General features: G+C 42.0%; 16 protein-coding genes. 5 read left to right on the top strand and 11 right to left on the bottom strand.

The window, feature by feature from the left end; genetic code table 11:
- The first annotated feature begins 123 nt into the window (after nt 1-123).
- Entirely contained in the window at nt 124-954 is an 831-nt protein-coding gene (locus IM676_RS09785) for a glycosyltransferase family 2 protein (RefSeq protein WP_200990000.1), read from the top strand.
- A gap of 28 nt (nt 955-982) precedes the next feature.
- On the opposite strand, the gene hetL is transcribed toward IM676_RS09785, so the two are convergent.
- The 4 genes from hetL to IM676_RS09765 all read right to left on the bottom strand — a co-directional run bounded on the left by hetL (nt 983) and on the right by IM676_RS09765 (nt 4789).
- Nucleotides 983-1696, bottom strand: a complete 714-nt coding sequence (hetL, locus tag IM676_RS09780; RefSeq protein WP_200989999.1) for a heterocyst differentiation pentapeptide repeat protein HetL — start codon at nt 1694-1696, stop codon at nt 983-985.
- A gap of 143 nt (nt 1697-1839) precedes the next feature.
- The gene (locus IM676_RS09775) at nt 1840-2658 is read right to left on the bottom strand and encodes an acyl-CoA desaturase (protein ID WP_200990150.1); all 819 of its coding nucleotides are present in this window, start codon (nt 2656-2658) and stop codon (nt 1840-1842) included.
- Nucleotides 2659-2742: 84 nt separating this feature from the next.
- Nucleotides 2743-3774, bottom strand: coding sequence for an oxygen-dependent coproporphyrinogen oxidase (hemF, locus tag IM676_RS09770; RefSeq protein WP_200989998.1), 1032 nt, complete (start codon nt 3772-3774; stop codon nt 2743-2745).
- A gap of 140 nt (nt 3775-3914) precedes the next feature.
- Nucleotides 3915-4789, bottom strand: a protein-coding gene (locus tag IM676_RS09765) for an IS630 family transposase (protein WP_200986959.1) whose coding sequence is annotated in 2 segments (ribosomal slippage) — nt 3915-4457 and nt 4460-4789 — 873 coding nt in all. Because the reading frame shifts where the segments join, the coding sequence is not laid out codon by codon here.
- 153 nt (nt 4790-4942) lie between these two features.
- On the opposite strand from IM676_RS09765, the gene acsF reads away from it, so the two are divergent.
- The gene (gene acsF / locus IM676_RS09760; RefSeq protein WP_200989997.1) at nt 4943-5998 is read left to right on the top strand and encodes a magnesium-protoporphyrin IX monomethyl ester (oxidative) cyclase; all 1056 of its coding nucleotides are present in this window, start codon (nt 4943-4945) and stop codon (nt 5996-5998) included.
- A 57-nt stretch (nt 5999-6055) separates the two neighbouring features.
- On the opposite strand, the gene IM676_RS09755 is transcribed toward acsF, so the two are convergent.
- The 4 genes from IM676_RS09755 to surE all read right to left on the bottom strand — a co-directional run bounded on the left by IM676_RS09755 (nt 6056) and on the right by surE (nt 12522).
- A complete protein-coding gene (locus IM676_RS09755; RefSeq protein ID WP_200989996.1) occupies nt 6056-7159 on the bottom strand; it encodes an NAD(P)H-dependent flavin oxidoreductase in 1104 nt (367 codons plus the stop codon).
- Nucleotides 7160-7309: 150 nt separating this feature from the next.
- Nucleotides 7310-10087 (bottom strand): preprotein translocase subunit SecA, encoded by a 2778-nt coding sequence (gene secA / locus IM676_RS09750; RefSeq protein WP_200989995.1) that lies wholly within the window; start codon nt 10085-10087, stop codon nt 7310-7312.
- Between the two features lie 436 nt (nt 10088-10523).
- Entirely contained in the window at nt 10524-11546 is a 1023-nt protein-coding gene (locus IM676_RS09745; protein WP_200989994.1) for a bifunctional riboflavin kinase/FAD synthetase, read from the bottom strand.
- 178 nt (nt 11547-11724) lie between these two features.
- Nucleotides 11725-12522, bottom strand: coding sequence for a 5'/3'-nucleotidase SurE (gene surE / locus IM676_RS09740; RefSeq protein ID WP_200989993.1), 798 nt, complete (start codon nt 12520-12522; stop codon nt 11725-11727).
- Between the two features lie 196 nt (nt 12523-12718).
- Here surE and pheS point away from each other — a divergent pair, with 196 nt between their 5' ends.
- The 3 genes from pheS to IM676_RS09725 all read left to right on the top strand — a co-directional run bounded on the left by pheS (nt 12719) and on the right by IM676_RS09725 (nt 15702).
- Nucleotides 12719-13711 (top strand): phenylalanine--tRNA ligase subunit alpha, encoded by a 993-nt coding sequence (pheS, locus tag IM676_RS09735; protein WP_200989992.1) that lies wholly within the window; start codon nt 12719-12721, stop codon nt 13709-13711.
- A gap of 228 nt (nt 13712-13939) precedes the next feature.
- Nucleotides 13940-15046: a DUF262 domain-containing protein gene (locus IM676_RS09730; RefSeq protein WP_200989991.1), complete on the top strand. Its 1107-nt coding sequence runs from the start codon at nt 13940-13942 to the stop codon at nt 15044-15046.
- On the top strand, nt 15043-15702 hold the full coding sequence (locus IM676_RS09725) for an MAE_28990/MAE_18760 family HEPN-like nuclease (RefSeq protein ID WP_200989990.1): 660 nt from the start codon (nt 15043-15045) through the stop codon (nt 15700-15702). Before IM676_RS09730 ends, IM676_RS09725 begins: the two co-directional genes overlap by 4 nt.
- A gap of 63 nt (nt 15703-15765) precedes the next feature.
- Here IM676_RS09725 and IM676_RS09720 read toward each other — a convergent pair whose 3' ends face one another.
- The 3 genes from IM676_RS09720 to IM676_RS09710 form a co-directional block, all read right to left on the bottom strand.
- Nucleotides 15766-17214: a RecQ family ATP-dependent DNA helicase gene (locus tag IM676_RS09720; protein ID WP_200989989.1), complete on the bottom strand. Its 1449-nt coding sequence runs from the start codon at nt 17212-17214 to the stop codon at nt 15766-15768.
- A 92-nt stretch (nt 17215-17306) separates the two neighbouring features.
- The gene (locus IM676_RS09715; RefSeq protein ID WP_200989988.1) at nt 17307-18911 is read right to left on the bottom strand and encodes a 2-isopropylmalate synthase; all 1605 of its coding nucleotides are present in this window, start codon (nt 18909-18911) and stop codon (nt 17307-17309) included.
- Between the two features lie 88 nt (nt 18912-18999).
- Nucleotides 19000-19524, bottom strand: coding sequence for a LabA-like NYN domain-containing protein (locus IM676_RS09710; protein ID WP_200989987.1), 525 nt, complete (start codon nt 19522-19524; stop codon nt 19000-19002).
- Nucleotides 19525-20703 lie beyond the last annotated feature (1179 nt).

Below are 20703 nucleotides of genomic sequence, written 5' to 3'. Positions count from 1 at the left end.
TTATACAGTCTCACTCACCATACCTATAAGTCATTTACGTAAGTCCAGAAAATGCATATTTTTAGTTCATTAGTCCATTGAAAATTCCCAAATATCAAATAGGCGTTGTGGAGATTGGTAAAAGTGAAATCTTATTTAGCAGGATTTTTAGCTCAACCACAGGTACAAGCCCATATTTATCATCAGAATATTATGAAGGTGGCAATTATTATTCAGGCTGATTATAATTTAGACTCTCTGTCTTCAATTCTGGAAGATATTCGCAAACAGAAATTATATCAGACAAAAATTCATATCTACATTGTAGGGAATACTTTAGATGCAGTTAGTCAAGCTTATTTACAAAAATTTGACTTTGCTCCCATTACATTTCTGCAACCAGAACAAAAATTAGCTAATGATGACGGCTTATATTATGGTTTGCAATTTGTCAGTAAGCTCAAATACGATTATATCTGGCTACTTGACGGTGATGTATGTCTCGACCCTTTGGCTCTGAGTACCCTGATCACAACTTTACAAGATCATCGGGAAGTTGGTTTAGTTTGTTCTCAGGTTTATGAGCGCAAAGAACCTAAAACTATTCAAGAACTTGGTAACTTGATTAATAGTAATTACCTACAATCATCAACCAATCGTCCCAAGTCCAATAATATCTTAGGCGAAGAATTACTACACAATAAACCCTATATTCAGGTAGAATATTGTGCTGCCAAATCTCTACTGTTACCATATCAAGTTATGCAGCATCTTGGAATATATAAAGATTTTGCTCTCAACTTGAAAACTACAGATTTGTGTGTGCGAGTGCAAAAAGCTGGTTGGATTATTGCTGTTAATCCTAGTTCAATTATTTGGCAAAATTCACCTGATTTAGAATTATGGAGTAAGATTAATGATAACAATGAGTGCAATTTTTACTATTGGCGAAAGTACAGACCTGAGCTTTTTTAGTAACAGGTAATTTGGCAAGATGTCCTGTTTAATCGTGAACTGTACCATCAGGCATGATAGCACCCCCTAGGTCAGCATTTATTAAAATCGCCCCTGTTAAATCCGCACCTTGTAAATTTGCACCTCGCAAAATGGCACTATCTAGATTGGCATAGCTTAGGTCAGCACCTTGTAAACTAGTCTCACTTAAATCCACCGCCAAGTTACCCCACTGTATGATCTTACCCAGATTGGCGCGGCATAACTTTGCCAAATCTAAGTTAGCGTGATGTAAGGAAATACCTCTGAGGTCAGCATAACTTAAATTTGCTCCTCTTAAAACCGCATATCCCAAATCTGTACGCTGGTTGCTACTGGGGCGTAGGTCTGCTTGTAAGAGCAAAGAACCAGACAAGTTTGCACCATGTAAGTTAGCACCAGATAAACTAGCTTTAATTAAGTTAGTTGCTTCTAAACGTGTTTTCACCAGTTTTGCACCGGTTAAGTCAGCTTCTCGCAGGATAGCACTATGTAAGTCAGCTTCACTCAAATCTATACCCCAAAGGATAGACTCACTTAGGTCTGCAGACTGTAAGCAGCTGTGGCTGAGATTAGTTTTACCTAGTCGGGTTTGACGTAAGTCAGCATAGCTAAAATCAGCCCCTGTGAGGTTGACGTTTGTCAATTCCGCTTCTTGTAAATTTTGTCTTTGAAAGTTTCTGTTTCCCTCGGCGTAACTTTTGAGAATTTCCTCTATATCCATAAACAATAATTTAATAATTTGAAATAAATAGCCAATTGTAAGTATATTAGGTAGTGAAATCTTTAATAAAGTATACAACTTTTGTGGTGCGGGCATCTTGCCCGCCACTAGTGTATCTGAGTATATCTGGATTCGGATAAAATCTACCAGTTTTTGCTTTCAATTACCTGGGTTGGTGGTAAGTTGACATTTGTCGCTAAACCCACAGTTTTTAAGAACTTAATCGCCCACCAGGTAAGGTCAATTTCCCACCACCGCCAACCACATTTGGCTACGTGAGGATAAGCATGGTGATTATTATGCCACCCCTCGCCATAGGTGAGAATCGCCGCCCACCAGAGATTACAAGAGTTATCTTCGCTGGGAAAAGTCCGATATCCCCACATATGAGTAACTGAGTTGATCAACCAAGTTGTATGCCACAGAATCACAGTCCTTAAGAATACGCCATAGATCACAAATGACCAACCACCTAGAACATAGAGCAATAAGGCTAGGGGAATTTGCAATAAGATAAAGTAGCGATTGAGCCAACGGTAAAAGGGGTTTCGTGCCAGGTCGGGAGCAAATCGCCCATAGCGCTCATAGTCAAAGAATTCTGGACGGGGATAAAAAATCCACAGAATATGACTCCACCAAAAACCTCTGCTGGCGGAGTAGGGATCTTGATCTGGATCTTCGGTGTACCCATGATGCAAACGATGTCCAGCTACCCAAAAGATTGGCCCACCTTGTAAGGATAATGCACCTAAAACCGCGATCGCATACTCTAACCACCGGGGAACTTTGAAGCTGCGATGGCTTAATAGCCGATGATAGCCTAGGCAGACTCCAATACTGCCAAATAGCCAATGGAGAAATAGAGTTATGCTTAATGCAGTCCAAGAGAAGAACCAGGGAGCCAGTAATGCTAGGGCGTGAACAGTAGCAAAAACCACCACTGCTCCCCAATCAAGAGCCATAGCCTGGGGTTTACCCGGTACAGTTGGTAATAAATTAAATTTCACTAAATACTTCCTCAACAACCACATTGCTCCACAATCTTGTTATTTCTGGGCATAACTCCCATTTATCCAGTCTTGGGGCTGGAGAAAGATTTCCGTCAGTTGTGCTTCTGGTGTACCTGGTTCTGGCTGGTAGCAATATTCCCACCGTGCTAGAGGTGGTAGCGACATCAAAATTGATTCGGTTCTGCCATTGGTTTGCAACCCAAAAACTGTTCCCCTGTCGTAGACTAAGTTAAACTCGATATAGCGCCCCCGTCGGTATAGTTGAAACTGCCTTTGGCGATCGCCATACTCCATCCCCTGGCGCCGCTGTACAATAGGCAAATAAGCCGGTAAAAATGCTTGACCGCAATCCTGCACCAAAGCAAAGATATCTTCCCAATCACGGGAGACATTCCCTACTTGTTGACTGTAAACTGCTGCGGGAGTATCTGCTTGAGAACCTACGTAAAGCTTGCCACTAGCATCTTGATAGTCAAAAAAAATACCACCAATACCCCGTTGTTCTTGACGATGTTGCAGGTAGAAGTATTCATCACACCAGCGTTTGAACACGGGATAATATTGTGGATGATGGGCATCACAAGCATTTTTGTGTGTTTGATGGAAGTGAACAGCATCCTCAGTAAAGGCATAATATGGTGTTAAATCTGCTCCACCGCCAAACCACCAAATTGGCCCAGCCTCAAAGTAACGGTAGTTGAGGTGTACCGTTGGTACGTAAGGATTACGAGGATGTAATACCATTGAGGTACCAGTGGCAAAAAATTCATGTCCGGCTGCTTCTGGGCGTTGAGCTAAAATTGCCGGTGGTAGGCTATTTCCCCAAACTGCAGAAAAGTTAACACCGCCCTGTTCAAACACCCGCCCTTTGCTAATGACGCGAGTCCGCCCTTCTCCCCCTCCGGTTCGCTCCCAGTGGTCTTGGTGAAAGCGTGCTTCCCCGTCTAGTTGCTCTAAGGCTGTACAAATTTCATCTTGTAATTTCTCCATGAATTGCTGCGCCCGTTGCCGTGAATCCGGGGGTATTGGGGATGTCAGCAATGTGGTATGATTTAAAGATTCAGCCATGTTAAAACCTCTGCAACTTTTAGCTAGGGTAATTTACTACTTAATTACTATATAGTTATTCAATTAAATTTATGGGCAGAGGTTACAAAACTTAACTCAACCCGGGGAGGTTTTTCTTGGTATAGCAACCGCCAAGGAGGTTAGGACGCAAAAAGCAAGACATCCTCAATGGCATCTCGTAAAGAATCAAACCGCTCAAGTTTTTTGCGGATTCGACTTTTTAACCAAGACCAACATTTTTCAATCTGATTCAGGTCTGGAGAATAAGGTGGTAGGTACAGCACTTCACACCCTGCGTACTGAATCAGTTGTTGAATGCGCCCACCTTTATGAAATGTGGCATTATCCATCACCACAACCTGTCCTGGTTTGAGTGTGGGAAGCAAACAAGCTTCAAGCCAAGTCTCAAATACTATTCGATTACACGCACCCTCAACAGTGAAAGGAGCTATCAGCTTATGGTTACACAGCGCGGCAATTATGTTCACCCGACCTTCACGACGACCTGATTTAAGTGCATGGAAGCGCTGTCCTTTTGAGTTCCAACCGTAATCATACTGGTCTCGGTTGTCCATTCCTGACTCATCGAGGTATACAATCTTCTCCACAGGTAACTCAGACAACTGCGTTACGAAAGCCTGTCGTTTGACCTCATCGCGCTCACGGTAGCCATAAGTCTTTTTTTTCGCGTAAAACCAATTTTTTTCAAAGCTCTTGAGATTGTGCGATCGCTAATTTCTTCAGGCCAAAGTGAGGCCATCTCTACTTGGGTTTTATCGCCATGTACGGAAGCAAACTCACGAAATTTTTCCCAATCGGTAATTTTGTGACCATTCCCAGGACGCTGATTAGGCAAGGCTTGGAAGTCCCCCGTTTCGGTTTTTCGCTTCAACCATAGGGTGATGGTGTTGCGACTAATATTAAACATTTGACTGGCTTGAGTTTTCTTCAAGCCATCGAGTTCAATCGCTTGGATTACTTTTTGACGAAGGTCGTAACTGTACGGCTTGGGCATATACCTGTAGCAAGCGATCGCTTCACATGAAAAGGGACTACTTATAGTTTATGCTTAAATTACCTTGGCGGTTGCTATAACTCCCTAGCCAAATCGATGCAATTGGCATAACTTTATAGTTATACAATTATTTAACTGCATACCAGAGTAATCATGGTTAATACCCTACCTAAACCAGAAACTAAAATCCCCAGTCAAGAAACTGTACTTACCCCCCGGTTTTATACTACAGATTTTGAAACCGCAGCCAACCTGGATTTATCCGCCCAGGAAAAGGAATTGCAGGCGATGGTAGCAGAAATGCGGGCAGACTACAACCGCCATCATTTCGTGCGGGATGACGCCTTTGAAAAGTCTTGGGAACACATTAACGGTGAAGCTAGGGAGGCGTTTATTGAGTATTTAGAACGCTCTTGCATTTCTGAGTTTTCCGGCTTCTTGCTGTTCAAGGAATTATCCCGCAAGTTAAAAAATCGTAGCCCCCTGTTAGCGGAAATATTTCAACTCATGGCCCGAGATGAAGCTCGCCATGCGGGGTTTCTCAATAAAGCTATGGGAGATTTTAAACTCTCCCTGGATTTAGGACTGGTGACTAAAACCCGTACTTATACTTTTTTCCCCCTGGAATGGGTACTTTACACCGTTTACCTTTCAGAAAAAATTGGTTACTGGCGTTACATTATTATTTACAGACATTTAGAAAAGCACCCAGAAAACCAATTTTCCCCCATATTCCGCTATTTTGAAAGTTGGTGTCAGGACGAGAACCGCCACGGGGATATATTCAAGGCACTTTTACGTTCCCAACCGCAACTATGGAACAACTGGAAAGCAAGGCTGTGGAGCCGCTTTTTCTTGTTATCGGTATTTGCTACCCACACTCTCACCGTTCATGAACGTTCCCGATTCTATCAGTCACTGGGACTAGATGCCACAGAATTTGATGTGCAAGTTGTCCGTAATACTAATGAAACGGCGGGACGGGCTTTTCCTGTGATGTTAAATACGGAACATCCCCAGTTTTTCCCCCGTTTGCAACGCTGTGCAGGTTACAACTTAAAACTTGCAGAGATTGGGCGCAGTTCTCAGCCGAAAATTGTCAAGCTCATGGCGAAATTACCTTTGATGGTGGCAATTGTGTGGAATCTATTTTTACTTTATTTAATCAAACCCATTGATACTGAGCCTTTGCGGGAAACTGTACGTTAGACCGGAGCGCCAAAGTCTCCCCTCTCCTGAGTCAGGAGAGGAGTTAGGGTTGAGGTGCTAGCTTTGAGCAGTTAAATCTGCCATCAGTTCGGCAACAGAGATAATTTTCTGCGTACAACTCACATTAGCCCCAGAAAAAATTAGACCATGTTCCACGTCCCCGCGGGCGGCTTGAGCCAGTGCATTAAGTAAGCAGTAAGTTTTACCTTGATCTCGAAACAGACAGGTTTCTAAACAGTTGGCAATACATCGCCGTTGCTGTGGCGAATCTGCCATAATCTCCTGTGTAAAACTATTGCGTAAAGCACGGCTGGGTTTTCCTATGGGACTGGGGACAGTAACAATATCTTCAGGATTGGCCCGCAGATGAAAATCTTTATAACAGGAATGGGCATCACATTCTATGGTCGTGACGAAGCGAGTACCCATTTGTACACCATTAGCCCCCATGGCTAACATTTGATTAATATCCGTGCGATCGCTAATTCCACCTGTGACAATTAAAGGTATACTTACACCCATTTCACGGGCTAAATAATCCCGCACTTGGGAAATCACCAGCCCAATAGAAAACCCCGGGACATTGACTTGTATGGGTAACGCCACGCTACCGCTATCACATTGGCTAAAATGTCCCCCCACCTGCTGGCAATTTTCCACAATCAAAGCATCAGGTAAGCGATTGTAGCGACCCTTCCAAGTTTCACAAATCAACCTTACGCCCTGCACATTAGCTATTGTAGGCACAAGAGCCACATCAGGAAAATCACTTGTATACTCTGGTAAATTTAAAGGTAAACCTCCGCCAGTAATAATCAGACTCACCTTGTGGGCTGCCGCTGTCCGAGCCAAAACTGGGTAATCCTTAGTACCCACAATTATATTTACCCCAATCACCCCATGGGGGCTGATCATCCTGGCCTTGTTCAATTCATCAATTAAAGCCAGACGGTTGGCTGTAAAGAAAGTACTTTTTTTACGGTAGTTAAAATACGGAGAATCTAAACCCAAACCTAGAGAAGCAATCATTCCCACCCCGCCAGCATTAGCAACTGCGCCCGCTAATTTGGCTCCAGACACCCGCACCGCCATAGCAGCTTGGATGATAGGATAACGGGCAATATGTTTACCAATCTGCAAAGGTTGGAGAATCGAAGTCATAATTTAGTAGAATTGCTCATTTAGTCACTAAATCATCTTATCATTCCAGTAAAACCAATTACACGTTCATCCATCAGACCCAAAAAAAGACGCAGAAAAACATCTCTGCGCCTCTGCGACTGCGAGTGCAAAAAAACTTATACCATCTCACTAAGCCGGCACCCTAGGTTGAGCTTGAGGCTCGAACATAAACAGCGAGTAAACTACATCCCGGCGGATGTTAATCATCATATCCAAAAACAGTTCATAACCCTCACTCTTATACTCAATCAACGGATCCTTCTGTCCATAACCCCGCAGGCCCACAGACTCCCGCAAAGCATCCATTTGTTGCAAATGTTCCCGCCACAGGGTATCTATACGCTGCAAGATAAAGAACCTTTCGGCCTGTCGCATCAGTCCCGGTTGAATCTGGTCAATCTGGGCTTCTTTGAGGTCGTAAGCAATTCGCACCTGTTCATGGAGGAATGCCTTAATCTCCGTTACGGTCATATCCTCTAATTGATTTGCTTCCATATCCGCTAGCAGATAGACAAATTCCTTGACCTTATCCACCAACTTTTCTAATTCCCACTCTTCAGAAGGTAAGTCTAGGTTGATGTAGAAATCAACGATTTCATCCATGGTTTTTTCAGCGTACTTGATCACCTGTTCTTTCAAGTCCTGACCTTCTAAAACCCGGCGGCGTTCGGCGTAGATAGCGCGACGTTGGTTATTCATCACCTCGTCGAACTCAAACACCTGTTTACGAATGTCGTAGTAATAGGTTTCGACTTTTTTCTGTGCGCCTTCCAGACTGCGGGTGAGCATTCCAGATTCAATGGGCATATCTTCCTCGACTTGGAAAGCATTCATTAACCCAGCGACGCGATCGCCTCCAAAAATCCGCAGTAAATTATCTTCTAAACTGAGGAAGAACCTGGTCGAACCCGGGTCACCTTGTCGTCCGGCCCGTCCCCGCAATTGGTTATCAATGCGGCGTGACTCGTGGCGTTCTGTACCAATGACGTGCAAACCGCCCAAGGAAATCACTTCATCATGTTCGCGCTCCGTGAATTCTTCGTATTCTTGCTTCACCCGGTTGTAAGCTTCCCGTAATTTTTGAATTACGGGCTCATTGGTGGGAGCCTTTTCTGCTGCTATGGCTACCTTATCTTCTGCAGCCAGTTCTGGTAAGCTGCGTTCACCATATTCGGCCACAGCCGCCTCTACAGCCTCTTTTAATAACTGTTCGGTTTCTTTTGTCAATTGAGTCGGAAAAATTTCTGGTGAAGCTTTCCAAGTTTTGACTTTTTTCCCAGGAACAAAACCTTGACCGCCACCGTGTCCAGAGGGTAACCCAGCTGCCCTTTGTACACCAAAGACATCTTCATTTTCCGGCATGACAATTCGCGGCATGAAATATTCCCGCAACTTCAACCGTGCCATATACTCGGAGTTACCACCCAGGATAATATCTGTACCCCGCCCAGCCATATTAGTCGCAATAGTTACAGCCCCCCTGCGTCCTGCCTGAGCGACGATTTCCGCTTCCCGTTCTACGTTTTCTGGGCGAGCGTTGAGCAGTTCGTGGGGAATCCCCTTCTGTTTGAGTAGCTGGCTGAGATATTCTGATTTTTCCACACTAGTGGTTCCTACTAGAACTGGTCTGCCCAGTTCGTGCATTTCGGCACATTCCCCCGCGATCGCCCGCCATTTCCCCGGTTCAGTTTTAAACACCATATCCGCCAAGTCTTGACGTTTCCTGGTGCGATTGGTGGGAATTACCGCCACTTCTAACTTATAGATTTTTTCAAATTCTGGCTCTTCAGTCTTAGCCGTTCCTGTCATCCCGCCCAGTTTAGGATAAAGCAAGAACAAATTTTGATAGGTAATTGTTGCCAGAGTTTGAGTTTCCGGCTGAATATCCACGTGTTCTTTAGCTTCAATTGCTTGGTGTAGACCATCGCTCCAACGTCTTCCTGGTAACACCCGTCCAGTAAACTCATCGACAATTACCACTTCACGGTTACGAACGATGTAGTTTACGTCCTTGAGGAACAGTTCCTTAGCTTTAATAGCATTGAACATGAAATGCGCCCAGGGATCTTCCGGGTCAAATAAATCTGTAACGCCCAAAAGATTTTCTGCTTCCGCAAAGCCTTCATCAGTTAACAATACGTTGCGAGCCTTTTCATCTACATCATAATGCTGATCTTTTTGCAGACTGAAGGAAATTTCAGCAGCACGGACATATTTTTCTGTAGGTCTTTCTACCTGACCAGAAATAATCAGGGGTGTTCGCGCCTCATCAATTAAAATCGAGTCTACCTCATCAATGACACAATAGTTAAACGGGCGTTGCACCACATCACCCATAGATGTTGCCATATTATCCCGGAGGTAGTCAAAGCCCACCTCACTATTAGTCACATAGGTAATGTCACACTCATAATTTTTCTGGCGTTCACTGGGAATCATGCTTGACTGAATTAGCCCTACACTTAGCCCCAGAAACCGATGCACCTGTCCCATCCATTCAGCATCCCGACGCGCCAGGTAATCGTTGACTGTAACTACGTGTACACCTTTACCACTCAGGGCATTTAAATAACTCGGTAAGGTAGCCACCAGAGTTTTACCCTCTCCGGTTTTCATTTCGGCAATTTGTCCAGAGTGCAGGATGACGCCGCCCAACAGCTGGACATCAAAATGTCGCAACCCCAATACTCGCCGTGCGGCTTCTCTGACCACAGCAAAAGCTTCTGGCAGAATATCATCAAGTGTTTCGCCCTTAAGGAGGCGCTGTTTAAATTCTCCTGTTTTGCCTTTTAAATCTTCATCGGTAAGAGCTTGAATCTCTTCCTCTAGCAGGTTAATTTCAGTAATGTAAGGTTGGTATTTTTTCAGCTTACGAGCGTTGGGATCGCCCAACAAGAGTTTTAGCATGGCAGATTAGGGAACTAAATCAAGGGTGAGGGAAAATAAAGTTTTTGTATTGATTATAAGAATTTAACCCAATCCAGCCATTCAGGTTGTAGATGGGCATAAAATCAGAGTGAACTCAAAAACAGGAAAAAGTAGATCCAATCGGTCAATGGATTGGTTTGATTTCACAGTTTAAATTGGCATCTATTCTAATAATCTGTTGACATAGTGCTAAACCTAGATTCCAAGCCTGTATAGCTACTCTGTCCCTGTTCAGCCAGTGGCAGCCTTTGTTGCTTGTTGACTTTAAGTTGAGTCTTGAATCTTAGTAGCATGATTGTATTTTACACTTAAATGCCAAGATGGTTTTGATTTGATGACTCTTCACACCTATATGTTAGTTATGAGATCATATAGGTGTGGAGAGCGGTAATTATTTCAGGAATAGGACATTTAATTAGCTCAAATCAGCATTCACCCTCAAAACTTCCCTAGCAATATTACAGTCAAGTTGAATTTGTGTCTTCAGGTGTTCTAGAGAAGGAAATTTCTGTTCTGGGCGCAAAAAATCGACGAGCTGCACAGTCAGTTTTCTGCCATATAAATCACCAGACCAATCGAATAGATGCACTTCCACAGATAAGTTACTACCATTGACTGTGGGGCGTTTACCTATATTCATCACACCCAATTGATCATGTATCGTAGTTGGGTCTGGTGTATCACCCATAATAGCAGCGCGGACAGCATATACACCTTGGCGGGGGACAAACTTATCTGGTGGTAATTGCAGGTTGGCGGTGGGAAAACCGATAGTTCTGCCCATTTTTGCACCAGCAACCACAGTACCAATGAGGGTGTAAGGTCGTCCCAGTAGAAAGCTGGCGTTTTTAATCTCGCCACTTTCCAAGTAGTGGCGGATGAGTGAAGTGCTAATGGGAGTCTCAGGGGAAGGGGTATTATCGGTATAAGTTTGTAAAGAAACAATAGTCACGGGGATATGGTGCTTCCCAGCTAGTAATTGCAAATCTTGAGCAGTACCACGACGCTGTTTACCAAAACAAAAATCCTGTCCCACACTAATGCGGCGACATTGGAGTTGTTGCACTAGAATTTTATCTACAAAATCTGTGGGAGATAAAGCAGATAATTCTTTGTCAAAAGGTAGCAGTACAAGTTGTTCTACTCCTAGAGAACCCAATTGTTGGACTTTTTCATCCAGTGGTGTGAGCAAAGCTCTGGGTTGACCTGAAAAAAACTCCAGGGGATGGGGGTCAAAAGTGACAACTGTCGAGTATGTTTGTTCTTGTGGCTGGGTGTTCTCCCTATCCAATGCTGCGGGCAAAATTGGTTGAATAACTCTGTGATGTCCAAGATGCACACCATCAAATTTACCAAGAGCGACAGCAGTTGGCTTGAGCAGCCCTTCCGCTGAGGAAGCAACCCACAAAGAACACCCATTTTTAGACAAATTTAGCACGTGGATTCTGGGAATTTAGGTTGATTTAGCCATCAGTCACAAGCTACTTTACGGTCAGGGGTCTACAAAGTTGCTCCTCCGTTGCGGCTAACTCGCGACTGTAGGCGATGGCGCTAATAGCTCTTGATCTCCAATCTAATCTAAAATCTACAATTGCCTCGACTTACAACCTTAATAGTCAAGTGAGAGGAAATTCCCAACCACATAACTTGTCTAATCCTGTAGGATAGGTAAGATTGTATTGTAATGGTGTGATGCTGATGTAGTTGTTGCGAATCACATGGACATCAATCGGCACATCGTCAGATATATGTAAACCTTTGGGCGGTTCCACTTCCTCTAAAACTTCTCCGGTTAACCAGTAGTATATCTTGCCACGGGGGTCTACTCGCTTGTCAAAAACGTCAACATAGCGCCGCACTCCCTGGCGGGTAAAAGATACCCCGGCGATTTTTTCCCAAGGTACAGGGGGAACATTGACATTCAGCAACATTAATTCTGGTAAGGGATTTAGAGCTAGTTTCTCTACCAGCATTTCGGCAAACTTAGCAGCAGGTTGAAAGTCTTGGGATGTGTGGCTGGTTAGACTTAAGGCTATGCTGGGAATACCTTCAATTACCCCTTCCATCGCTGCGGAAACGGTACCAGAATAAAGAATTTCAGTACCTAAATTCGCCCCTTGATTGATACCGGAGAGAACTAAATCAGGGGGAGAATCTAGCAAGGCCCACAGTGCCAATTTCACGCAGTCTGAGGGAGTACCATCACAAGCCCAAGCATTAATAGCCGGATGAAAAACTGATTCTATGGCTTGAGCGCGAATGGGTTGGTGCATGGTTAATCCATGTCCGGTGGCGGAACGCTCCCTATCTGGACACACTACACTGACATCATGGCCTGCTGCTGCTAGGCGATCAGCTAGGGTACGAATGCCTAAGGCGGAAACTCCGTCATCATTACTAATGAGTAATTTCATGGATCTTGTTATCGGTTATTTCTCAATATTCTATCTGGTGTAGTATGAGGCAAAAAAACTCTCAAACACCCAATCACCTCTAAACTAGTAAACAGAGGTTGGGTTTTGATTTGGCCTGTTGTGTACAGTGATTGGGTAGCAGTCCCAAGTCGTAGACCAAGATAACCAATGATTCATGAGCAATGATTAATAACTAATGACTACGAATTTAGAGGCTCAACTTTTAGCACTGCGCCAGGAAGGAGAACAAGCGATCGCCGCGGCCGATACCCTAGAACGTCTAGAGGAACTCAGAATCAGTTATCTGGGTAAAAAAGGTCAACTGGGGGCTTTATTGCGCAGTATGGGACAAATGAGTGCGGAGGAACGACCCAAAATTGGGGCGATCGCCAACACTGTCAAGGAATCCCTACAAAATAGTTTAGAGCAGCAGCGTACGGCTTTAGAAGCAGCCAAAATTCAGGCACAGCTAGAGGCGGAAACTCTCGATGTAACTATGCCGGGAATTTACCGCCCTCAAGGTCGAATTCACCCACTTAATGGTATTATCGACCAGGCCCTAGATATTTTTGTGGGTATGGGCTACACCGTAGCCGAAGGGCCAGAGATGGAAACAGACTACTATAATTTTGAGGCTCTGAATACCCCCCCCGACCACCCCGCCCGTGATATGCAGGATACCTTCTACTTACCAGATGGTAATCTCCTCCGTACTCACACCTCATCTGTGCAAATCCGCTACATGGAAAAAGAAGAACCACCCATCCGGGTTGTGGCTCCAGGGCGAGTTTATCGGCGTGATCATGTAGACGCTACTCATTCGGCGGTTTTCCATCAAATAGAACTTTTAGCCATCGATGAGGGGCTGACTTTTACAGACCTCAAAGGTACTGTAAAGGTGTTTTTACAAGCAATATTTGGTGATTTACCTATTCGTTTCCGTGCTAGCTATTTCCCATTTACAGAACCTTCTGCTGAGGTAGATTTGCAGTGGAATGGTCGCTGGTTAGAGGTAATGGGCTGCGGTATGGTAGACCCTAATGTGATGAAAGCTGTAGGTTATGACCCAGAAATTTATACTGGCTTTGCGGCTGGTTTTGGTGTAGAACGTTTTGCTATGGTGTTACACCAAATCGATGATATCCGCCGTTTATATGGTAGCGATTTACGATTTTTACAGCAGTTTTAATGTTTTCCGGGAAAATAGACTTTTTTGATAAGTAGATAATTCTCCCGAAACTATTAACGTAAGAATATACATAAGCAGGCTTATGTATATTCTTATTTAACGCTGATTCATCATGCTAAATTTGTCTTTAAAGAAACAATAAAACGTTAAATATGTCAACCTAAAGATCAAAAATAATCTTTCTATCGCACCAAAAATCTATTTATTGCAAAAATTGGAGTAGTAAATATGTCCCTTCAAGAAGAAATCGACAAAATAAGACAAGAAATTAGAGTCGATCAATATTCAATGTCTATTGGAGAATGGATTAGCTTATATGAAAATTCAGAAATTGATATACACCCGGAGTTTCAAAGATTTTTTCGTTGGACTAATAGCCAAAAAACCAGTTTAATAGAGTCTATTTTATTAGGAATTCCAATTCCACCTATTTTTGTATCTCAACGTGAAGATGGAGTTTGGGACGTAGTTGATGGTCTTCAAAGACTATCGACAATATATGAATTTGTGGGAAAACTCAAGGATGAAAATCAAAATGTTTTAGCACCATTAGTGCTGGAAAAAACTAAATATTTACCCGATTTAGAAGGCAAGAAATGGGAAGATACATCTGATCCGCTTAATTCTTTAACTCTAACACAACGCTTATTAATTAAAAGAGCTAAAATTGATGCAACTATTCTTCTAAAAGAGAGTGACGAAGTTGCCAAGTATGAACTATTTCAAAGATTGAATACAGGTGGTTCCATAGCTACACCACAAGAAGTCAGAAGCTGTATTTTAGTAATGTTTAATCGGGAGATGTTTCAGTGGATGAAAACATTAAGTCAAAATGAGATGTTTAGAGAATGTATAGCTCTCAGTGAACGACCAATTGAACAACAATATGATATGGAACTACTACTGAGGTTTTTAGTATTTCGCACCCTTGAAGAAAGAGAAATGAAAAAAATAGGCAATGATTTAAGTGGATTTTTAACAGATAAAATGGTAGAAATGGCTAAAAAACAAGATTTTGATTACTCTGAAGAGGAAATTGCATTTAATCAAACATTTAAAATTTTGTATGAACATCTGGGAAATGATAGTTTTCGTAAATATTCTCCAACCAAAGATAAATTTTTAGGTGGGTTCCTACTATCTGCTTATGAAGTCATTGCTTTAGGAATTGGTTACAACTATAAAAATATATCTAACTCACCTATTGATGTCAGAGAGAAAGTAAAAGAATTTTGGAATAGTCCTGAATATAGAAATTGGTCAGCCTCTGGTAATACTCCACAGCGAAGAGTGCCAACATTAGTTGCCCTTGGTCGTAAGATGTTTCAGGAATGAAAATACGTACTTTAGAGCAGCTAAGTGATAAACTGGCAGAAGAACTTGCGTGGCGAAAAAAAGAGTTATCAGCATTAAAAGCTATGATTGGTTCAAAATCATTTTCTTCAGGAGAACATAATGCATTACTTCGTAGTGGAATCACGATGCTATATGCTCACTGGGAGGGATTTATCAAAGTATCTGCCAATAGTTATTTAGAATTTGTCGCTATGCAAAATTTACCATATAAAAACCTGGATCATAATTTTATAGCATTGGCAATGAAAGATAAATTAGATCAAGCTAATGAAACTAATAAGGCAACCATATATAATGAAGTAGCAGAATTTTTTATCACAAAGATGAGTGAACGTAGTTCGATAAAATATACGAATAGAATTACGACATCTAATTTATCGTCATCAGTTTTTAAAGAAATAGTTTGTATGCTAGGATTCAACTATACTTTTTATGCTTCAAAAGAGGTTCTCATAGATGAAAAATTACTCAAAAAAAGAAATAGTATAGCCCATGGAAATTATCTTGATATAGATGGTAAAGACTATGATGAATTACATACAGAGATTATAGGAATTATGGATACCTTTCGTAACGAAATAGATAATTCTGCATCTACAAAAAAATATTATCGAGAAGGTAAATCTATATCATAAATCTAAATTTTCATAGGGTTTTATAACTAACATGGAATTCACTAATATTAGTCAACCAAAAACCTAATGTCGGCAATTATCACAATGTCCACAACGCCAGTTGGTAGCTTCTTGTTCAAATCCAAAAGCATTTAATAAAAATTGCCAACGACATTTTTTAGTATGCAAATATTTATACATTTGTTGAGCATCTGGTAATTGGGTCACTGGCTGCATTTTTTTTACCCCTGAGTCAATGGTATAATGAAAAGGGTCAAGCCAATTTAATTGACCGCTGCTGTGGAGTAACGCCAAGGCTATATCAGCATCACGAAATTCACGGGTGACTGCGTTGACTTCTCCGTGTGGGGGTAATTGTCTGACTAATTGCTGGGCGTTGCGTTGCTGCGATCGCATTTTTTGCTGAAAAAACTGCTGTCTGTGTTTATCTTCTGGGTCTAACCATCCTGTAGGTTCACTCACAAAAACCAGCACCTGTGCGGGTTTTCCATCTCGTCCCCCGCGGCCAATTTCCTGTACATATTCAGATATGAGGTGAGGTGGATGAAAATGAACCACCCAACGGACATCTGATTTATTTATCCCCATACCAAAAGCACAGGTACAGATAACAAAGGGAATTTCACCAGTTAACCATTTAGTTTCTATATTGCGGCGTTCTACTGCACCCAGTCCCCCATGATAACTAGCTGTGGTATAACCGATCTCGGCTAGCCATACAGCTAAATTTTCGCTATCTTTTCTACTCCTAACATAAATTAATCCCGATTCTTGGGGGCGGTTTTCAATAAATTTTAATAGTTGCTGTTTGCGACTCCTGGGTGTCCAAGCAATGCGGACAGTCAGATACAAATTCTGGCGATAGGGATTTAATTTAAAAATTTCTGGTTGCTGTAATTGTAAAACCGTTTGGATAGTCTTTTGGGCTGTGGGGTCTGCAGTAGCGGTAAAAGCAGCAATACTAATTTTCGTCCCTGGTGGTTTAGTTTTGAGTAATGCGGGTCTGACCGCGCCTAACCGGCGATAATCTGGGCGGAATGTATCCCCCCACTGTACTAAACAATGGGCTTCATCTAAGATCAAAGCGTTAATTTGTAATTGGGGATGAGATAATTTTTCCCAGACTAGGGGACTTAATAAGGTTTCCGGGGATAAATACAGTAATCTGAGTTGTTGGTTTTCTAAAGCTTGTAGTGTCCTGCGACGTTGATAGCTGGGTAATTGACTATGCAACAGTGCTGCTTTTTGTTGACGCTCTAGTAGTTCTTGTACTTGGTTTTCCATGAGTGCTACTAAGGGGGAAATTACTAGAGTTACTCCTGTTTGTAGCAGTGCGGGAAGTTGAAAACAAATTGATTTACCCCCACCTGTGGGCATAATAATTAAGGCGTCTTTTTTTGCTAGTAAACTCGTGACTATTTCGCCCTGGGGGGGTCGGAAATCTTCGTAACCCCAAATTTGTTGAAATGTGGCTCTGACTGTGTGCCAAGGGGTTATTAAAGGTGGATTCATCTATTAATTCATCCTTAGTAAGGAGAGGATTGATGGATGAGGTTAGACAAAAAATAGGGCGGGAAAAACCCACCCTGAAACCACATATGTCTCTAAATTTTTTGTGCAGTTACTGGTTGTTGTTTTTCTTTGGTTTGCAAAGCGGAGTAAAGACGATTGAGGGCATTTACATAAGCTTGGGCGGATGCGACAATAATATCTGTGTTGGCTGCATGACCAGAAAATACTCTGGCTTCATGTCTCAGACGGATAGTAACTTCACCTATAGCATCAATCCCGGCTGTGACTGATTGTACAGAAAACTCAATTAGTTCATTCGGTACATTCACTACCCGGTTAATTGCTTTGTAAACCGCGTCTACGGGTCCTGTACCAATGGCTGCATCAGTTAATTCTTTACCTTCTGGGGTACGGAGGGTAACTGTGGCCGTAGGTTTAGCGTTACTACCGCAAGTAATTTGCACTAGTTCGACTCGGAATAAGTCGGGCGCTTGTTGGATTTCATCGTTGACGATCGCCTCTAAGTCCCAGTCAGAAATTTCTTTCTTTTTGTCCGCTACTTCTTTAAATCTGACGAATGCTTTGTTTAATTCCCCTTCTGAGAGTTCAAAGCCTAATTCTCCCAAGCGGGTACGGAAAGCGTTTCTCCCAGAATGTTTACCCAATACTATTTGATTGTCTGTTAAGCCAATCAATTGAGCATCCATAATTTCGTAGGTGAGTTTGTTTTTTAGCACCCCGTCTTGGTGAATACCAGACTCATGAGCGAAGGCGTTGGCTCCGACTATGGCTTTATTTGGTTGTACTAGCATTCCCGTTAAGTTAGAAACTAGGCGGGAGGTTTTGTAAATTTGGCGGGTGTCAATATTGGTTAGGGGTTCTTCTGAGTCTACTGGTCTTCCTAGGAAGGGATTGAAATATTGTCGCCGCACGTGTAAAGCCATAACCAATTCCTCTAAGGAGGCGTTCCCGGCTCGCTCCCCAATACCGTTGATGGTACATTCTAATTGGGTTGCACCATTTTTGATCGCTTCTAGGAAGTTGGCAACGGCTAGACCTAAGTCGTTATGTCCGTGTACGGAAATAATGGCTTGATCAATGTTGGGGACATGCTCTTTAATCCCTTTAATCATTGCCCCAAATTCACTAGGTGTCAAGTAACCAACGGTGTCAGGTATGTTAATTGTTGTTGCGCCAGATGCGATCGCTCGCTCTAATACTTGGTAAAGAAATTCTGGGTCAGAGCGTGCTGCATCCATGGGGGAAAATTCTACATCTGTCATAAATGACTTAGCATAAGCTACCATTTCCTCGGCGATCGCTAATACTTCCGCCCGTGATTTGCGCAGCTGGTATTCTAAATGAATATCGGATGTAGAAATAAAGGTATGAATCCTGCCGTGAACTGCTGGTTTTAGGGCTGCGGCTGCTGCTTCAATATCTGCTTTAATAGCTCTAGCCAAACTACAAATTACCGGGCCGTCTTCTGTCCCTACAATTTCGGCAATTTTGTTGACAGCTTCAAAGTCCCCCGGACTTGCAAAAGCAAATCCCGCCTCAATCACATCTACCCCTAACTTGGATAATTGCTTGGCGATTGCTAGCTTTTCATCTATATTGAGAGTTGCTCCTGGGCACTGCTCTCCATCTCTGAGTGTCGTATCAAAAATGATAATTTTGTCGGCTTTCTTGGTCATGTTTCCTCCTTGTGGATCTTATACTGTTTGCTTAAAATATCTTGAACCTTAGTTTTTTACTCTAAAGATTTGTAAATATTTGCTAAGATTACTGACCGTCAACTTTTTCTATAGTGTCTCTGATATCGTTTAAATCAATATATCTATCAGTGGCATTACGTAGTTCTCTAGCTATCATCCCTTCTGTCGATACTACTGTAATATGCGTATTTTTAGAGCGTAACAATTCGATAGCCCTTTCAAAATCACCATCTCCACTGAATAAAACTACTCGATCATATTGATCAACTGTATTAAACATATCTACGACAATTTCAATATCTAAATTAGCTTTTTGGGAGTAGCGTCCCGATGAGTCATCATAATATTCTTTGAGAATCTTAGTCCGGACTGTATAACCTAAACTAATGAGAGCATCTCTAAAACCTCTCTGATCTTGGGGGTCTTTTAAACCAGTGTACCAGAAAGCATTGATTAATGTTGTGTCTGATTGCTCGTGTTTGAAATAGTCTAAGACTCGTCTTGGGTCAAAAAACCAGCCATTTTTTTGTTGAGCATAGAACATATTATTTCCGTCTACAAAAATAGACAGACGATTCATTGGGGAACCCATAGAAAAATACACCTAACAAATAAAAAAAGTAACTAGATTGGACAATAGATTATAGCAATTATCAAATGGTAAATTTGCTAAAACACGGGGATGGGTTTTTATGTATAGCTTTTATCTTACCTCTTCCACAGCATAAAAATCTCTAAAATCTTTGACTTAAGGCACTCAGACCATGAACTTTTAATCTTGAATAGTTTCAAAGACACCTCCTAAGCAAAATCGATAAATCAAGGTGATTCATTAATAGTAAACTTGACTATATACCTGCCAAGTTCACTTCTCAACGCATCAGTCATAGGTCTTAGGGTAGAATATGGGCTAATGACCATCTATAAACTGATGAGTTAATAAAAGTATCCACTGGAGATTGATACTTACTCTTGTAAAAGATTGCCCATTCTGACCGGAAGAAGTTACCCAGCGATAAATTCTCACAGACAGACACCGGTGCTTGAGAAAATAAAACCTCTCCATGACTGAGTACTGAAGTATATTTACCACTCCAGTCCATGAAACAACCACAGGGTTGCTCTTACTCAAGGAAAAACTTGGGCGGGATTTGGGTTAAGTCCCTACCTAGTGAAAATTGACTACACCAACTTGGGTCAAAAATAGAAAATAGATTACAAAAGTATAAGATTCTCATTTAAGTATGATTTCAATGTATCTGTAGTAAAGCTAGCCCCCAATAAATAAGTAACCTAGTACAACATAAGTTAACTATTAACACGATATAGCAAAAAAACCTATATCTAGCTTAACTAAAAATGTCTCTGTCCTGCAAGGAAAGTCAGTGACACATCGAATTCCCGCCTTTAGGCGTGGGGAGTGTCAAAGATTAAGAGTATACACATGAGCTTTAGTGAACCGAGGTTAGGGAAACCCCGAGCAACAAGAATAGGATCTCAAAGTAGTCAGCAGTGGGCTTAATGAGTCACACGCAATACTAAAACTCTTTCCCAGGGAATTTTAGGGATATATTCAAGTATTGAAACCAAGACCGAGAAGTTTGCAGATATTCTCTGAGGATGATTTGGGCTTTCACATCAAGCAATTACAATAATATTTACTGTCCTATTTTTAGTTCCCTTACCAAGGTGGTAACTTACCTTTTTTATTAGCTGAATATGTTATCTAAATTTATAACTTTTGGAAGATAATTATTCTTGCTAGGGAGAG

Origin of the sequence: Anabaenopsis elenkinii CCIBt3563, assembly GCF_015245355.1 — a bacterium.
GTDB classification, from domain to species: Bacteria; Cyanobacteriota; Cyanobacteriia; order Cyanobacteriales; family Nostocaceae; genus Anabaenopsis; species Anabaenopsis elenkinii.
This window is presented reverse-complemented; position numbering and strand designations above follow the sequence as displayed.

What these genes read in the sequence shown, in the direction of transcription:
- hetL (WP_200989999.1), bottom strand. Translation starts at nt 1,696, where the DNA reads ATGGATATAGAGGAAATTCTCAAAAGTTACGCCGAGGGAAACAGAAAC.
- IM676_RS09775 (WP_200990150.1), bottom strand. Translation starts at nt 2,658, where the DNA reads ATGGCTCTTGATTGGGGAGCAGTGGTGGTTTTTGCTACTGTTCACGCC.
- hemF (WP_200989998.1), bottom strand. Translation starts at nt 3,774, where the DNA reads ATGGCTGAATCTTTAAATCATACCACATTGCTGACATCCCCAATACCC.
- acsF (WP_200989997.1), top strand. Translation starts at nt 4,943, where the DNA reads ATGGTTAATACCCTACCTAAACCAGAAACTAAAATCCCCAGTCAAGAA.
- IM676_RS09755 (WP_200989996.1), bottom strand. Translation starts at nt 7,159, where the DNA reads ATGACTTCGATTCTCCAACCTTTGCAGATTGGTAAACATATTGCCCGT.
- secA (WP_200989995.1), bottom strand. Translation starts at nt 10,087, where the DNA reads ATGCTAAAACTCTTGTTGGGCGATCCCAACGCTCGTAAGCTGAAAAAA.
- surE (WP_200989993.1), bottom strand. Translation starts at nt 12,522, where the DNA reads ATGAAATTACTCATTAGTAATGATGACGGAGTTTCCGCCTTAGGCATT.
- pheS (WP_200989992.1), top strand. Translation starts at nt 12,719, where the DNA reads ATGACTACGAATTTAGAGGCTCAACTTTTAGCACTGCGCCAGGAAGGA.
- IM676_RS09730 (WP_200989991.1), top strand. Translation starts at nt 13,940, where the DNA reads ATGTCCCTTCAAGAAGAAATCGACAAAATAAGACAAGAAATTAGAGTC.
- IM676_RS09725 (WP_200989990.1), top strand. Translation starts at nt 15,043, where the DNA reads ATGAAAATACGTACTTTAGAGCAGCTAAGTGATAAACTGGCAGAAGAA.
- IM676_RS09720 (WP_200989989.1), bottom strand. Translation starts at nt 17,214, where the DNA reads ATGAATCCACCTTTAATAACCCCTTGGCACACAGTCAGAGCCACATTT.
- IM676_RS09715 (WP_200989988.1), bottom strand. Translation starts at nt 18,911, where the DNA reads ATGACCAAGAAAGCCGACAAAATTATCATTTTTGATACGACACTCAGA.
- IM676_RS09710 (WP_200989987.1), bottom strand. Translation starts at nt 19,524, where the DNA reads ATGGGTTCCCCAATGAATCGTCTGTCTATTTTTGTAGACGGAAATAAT.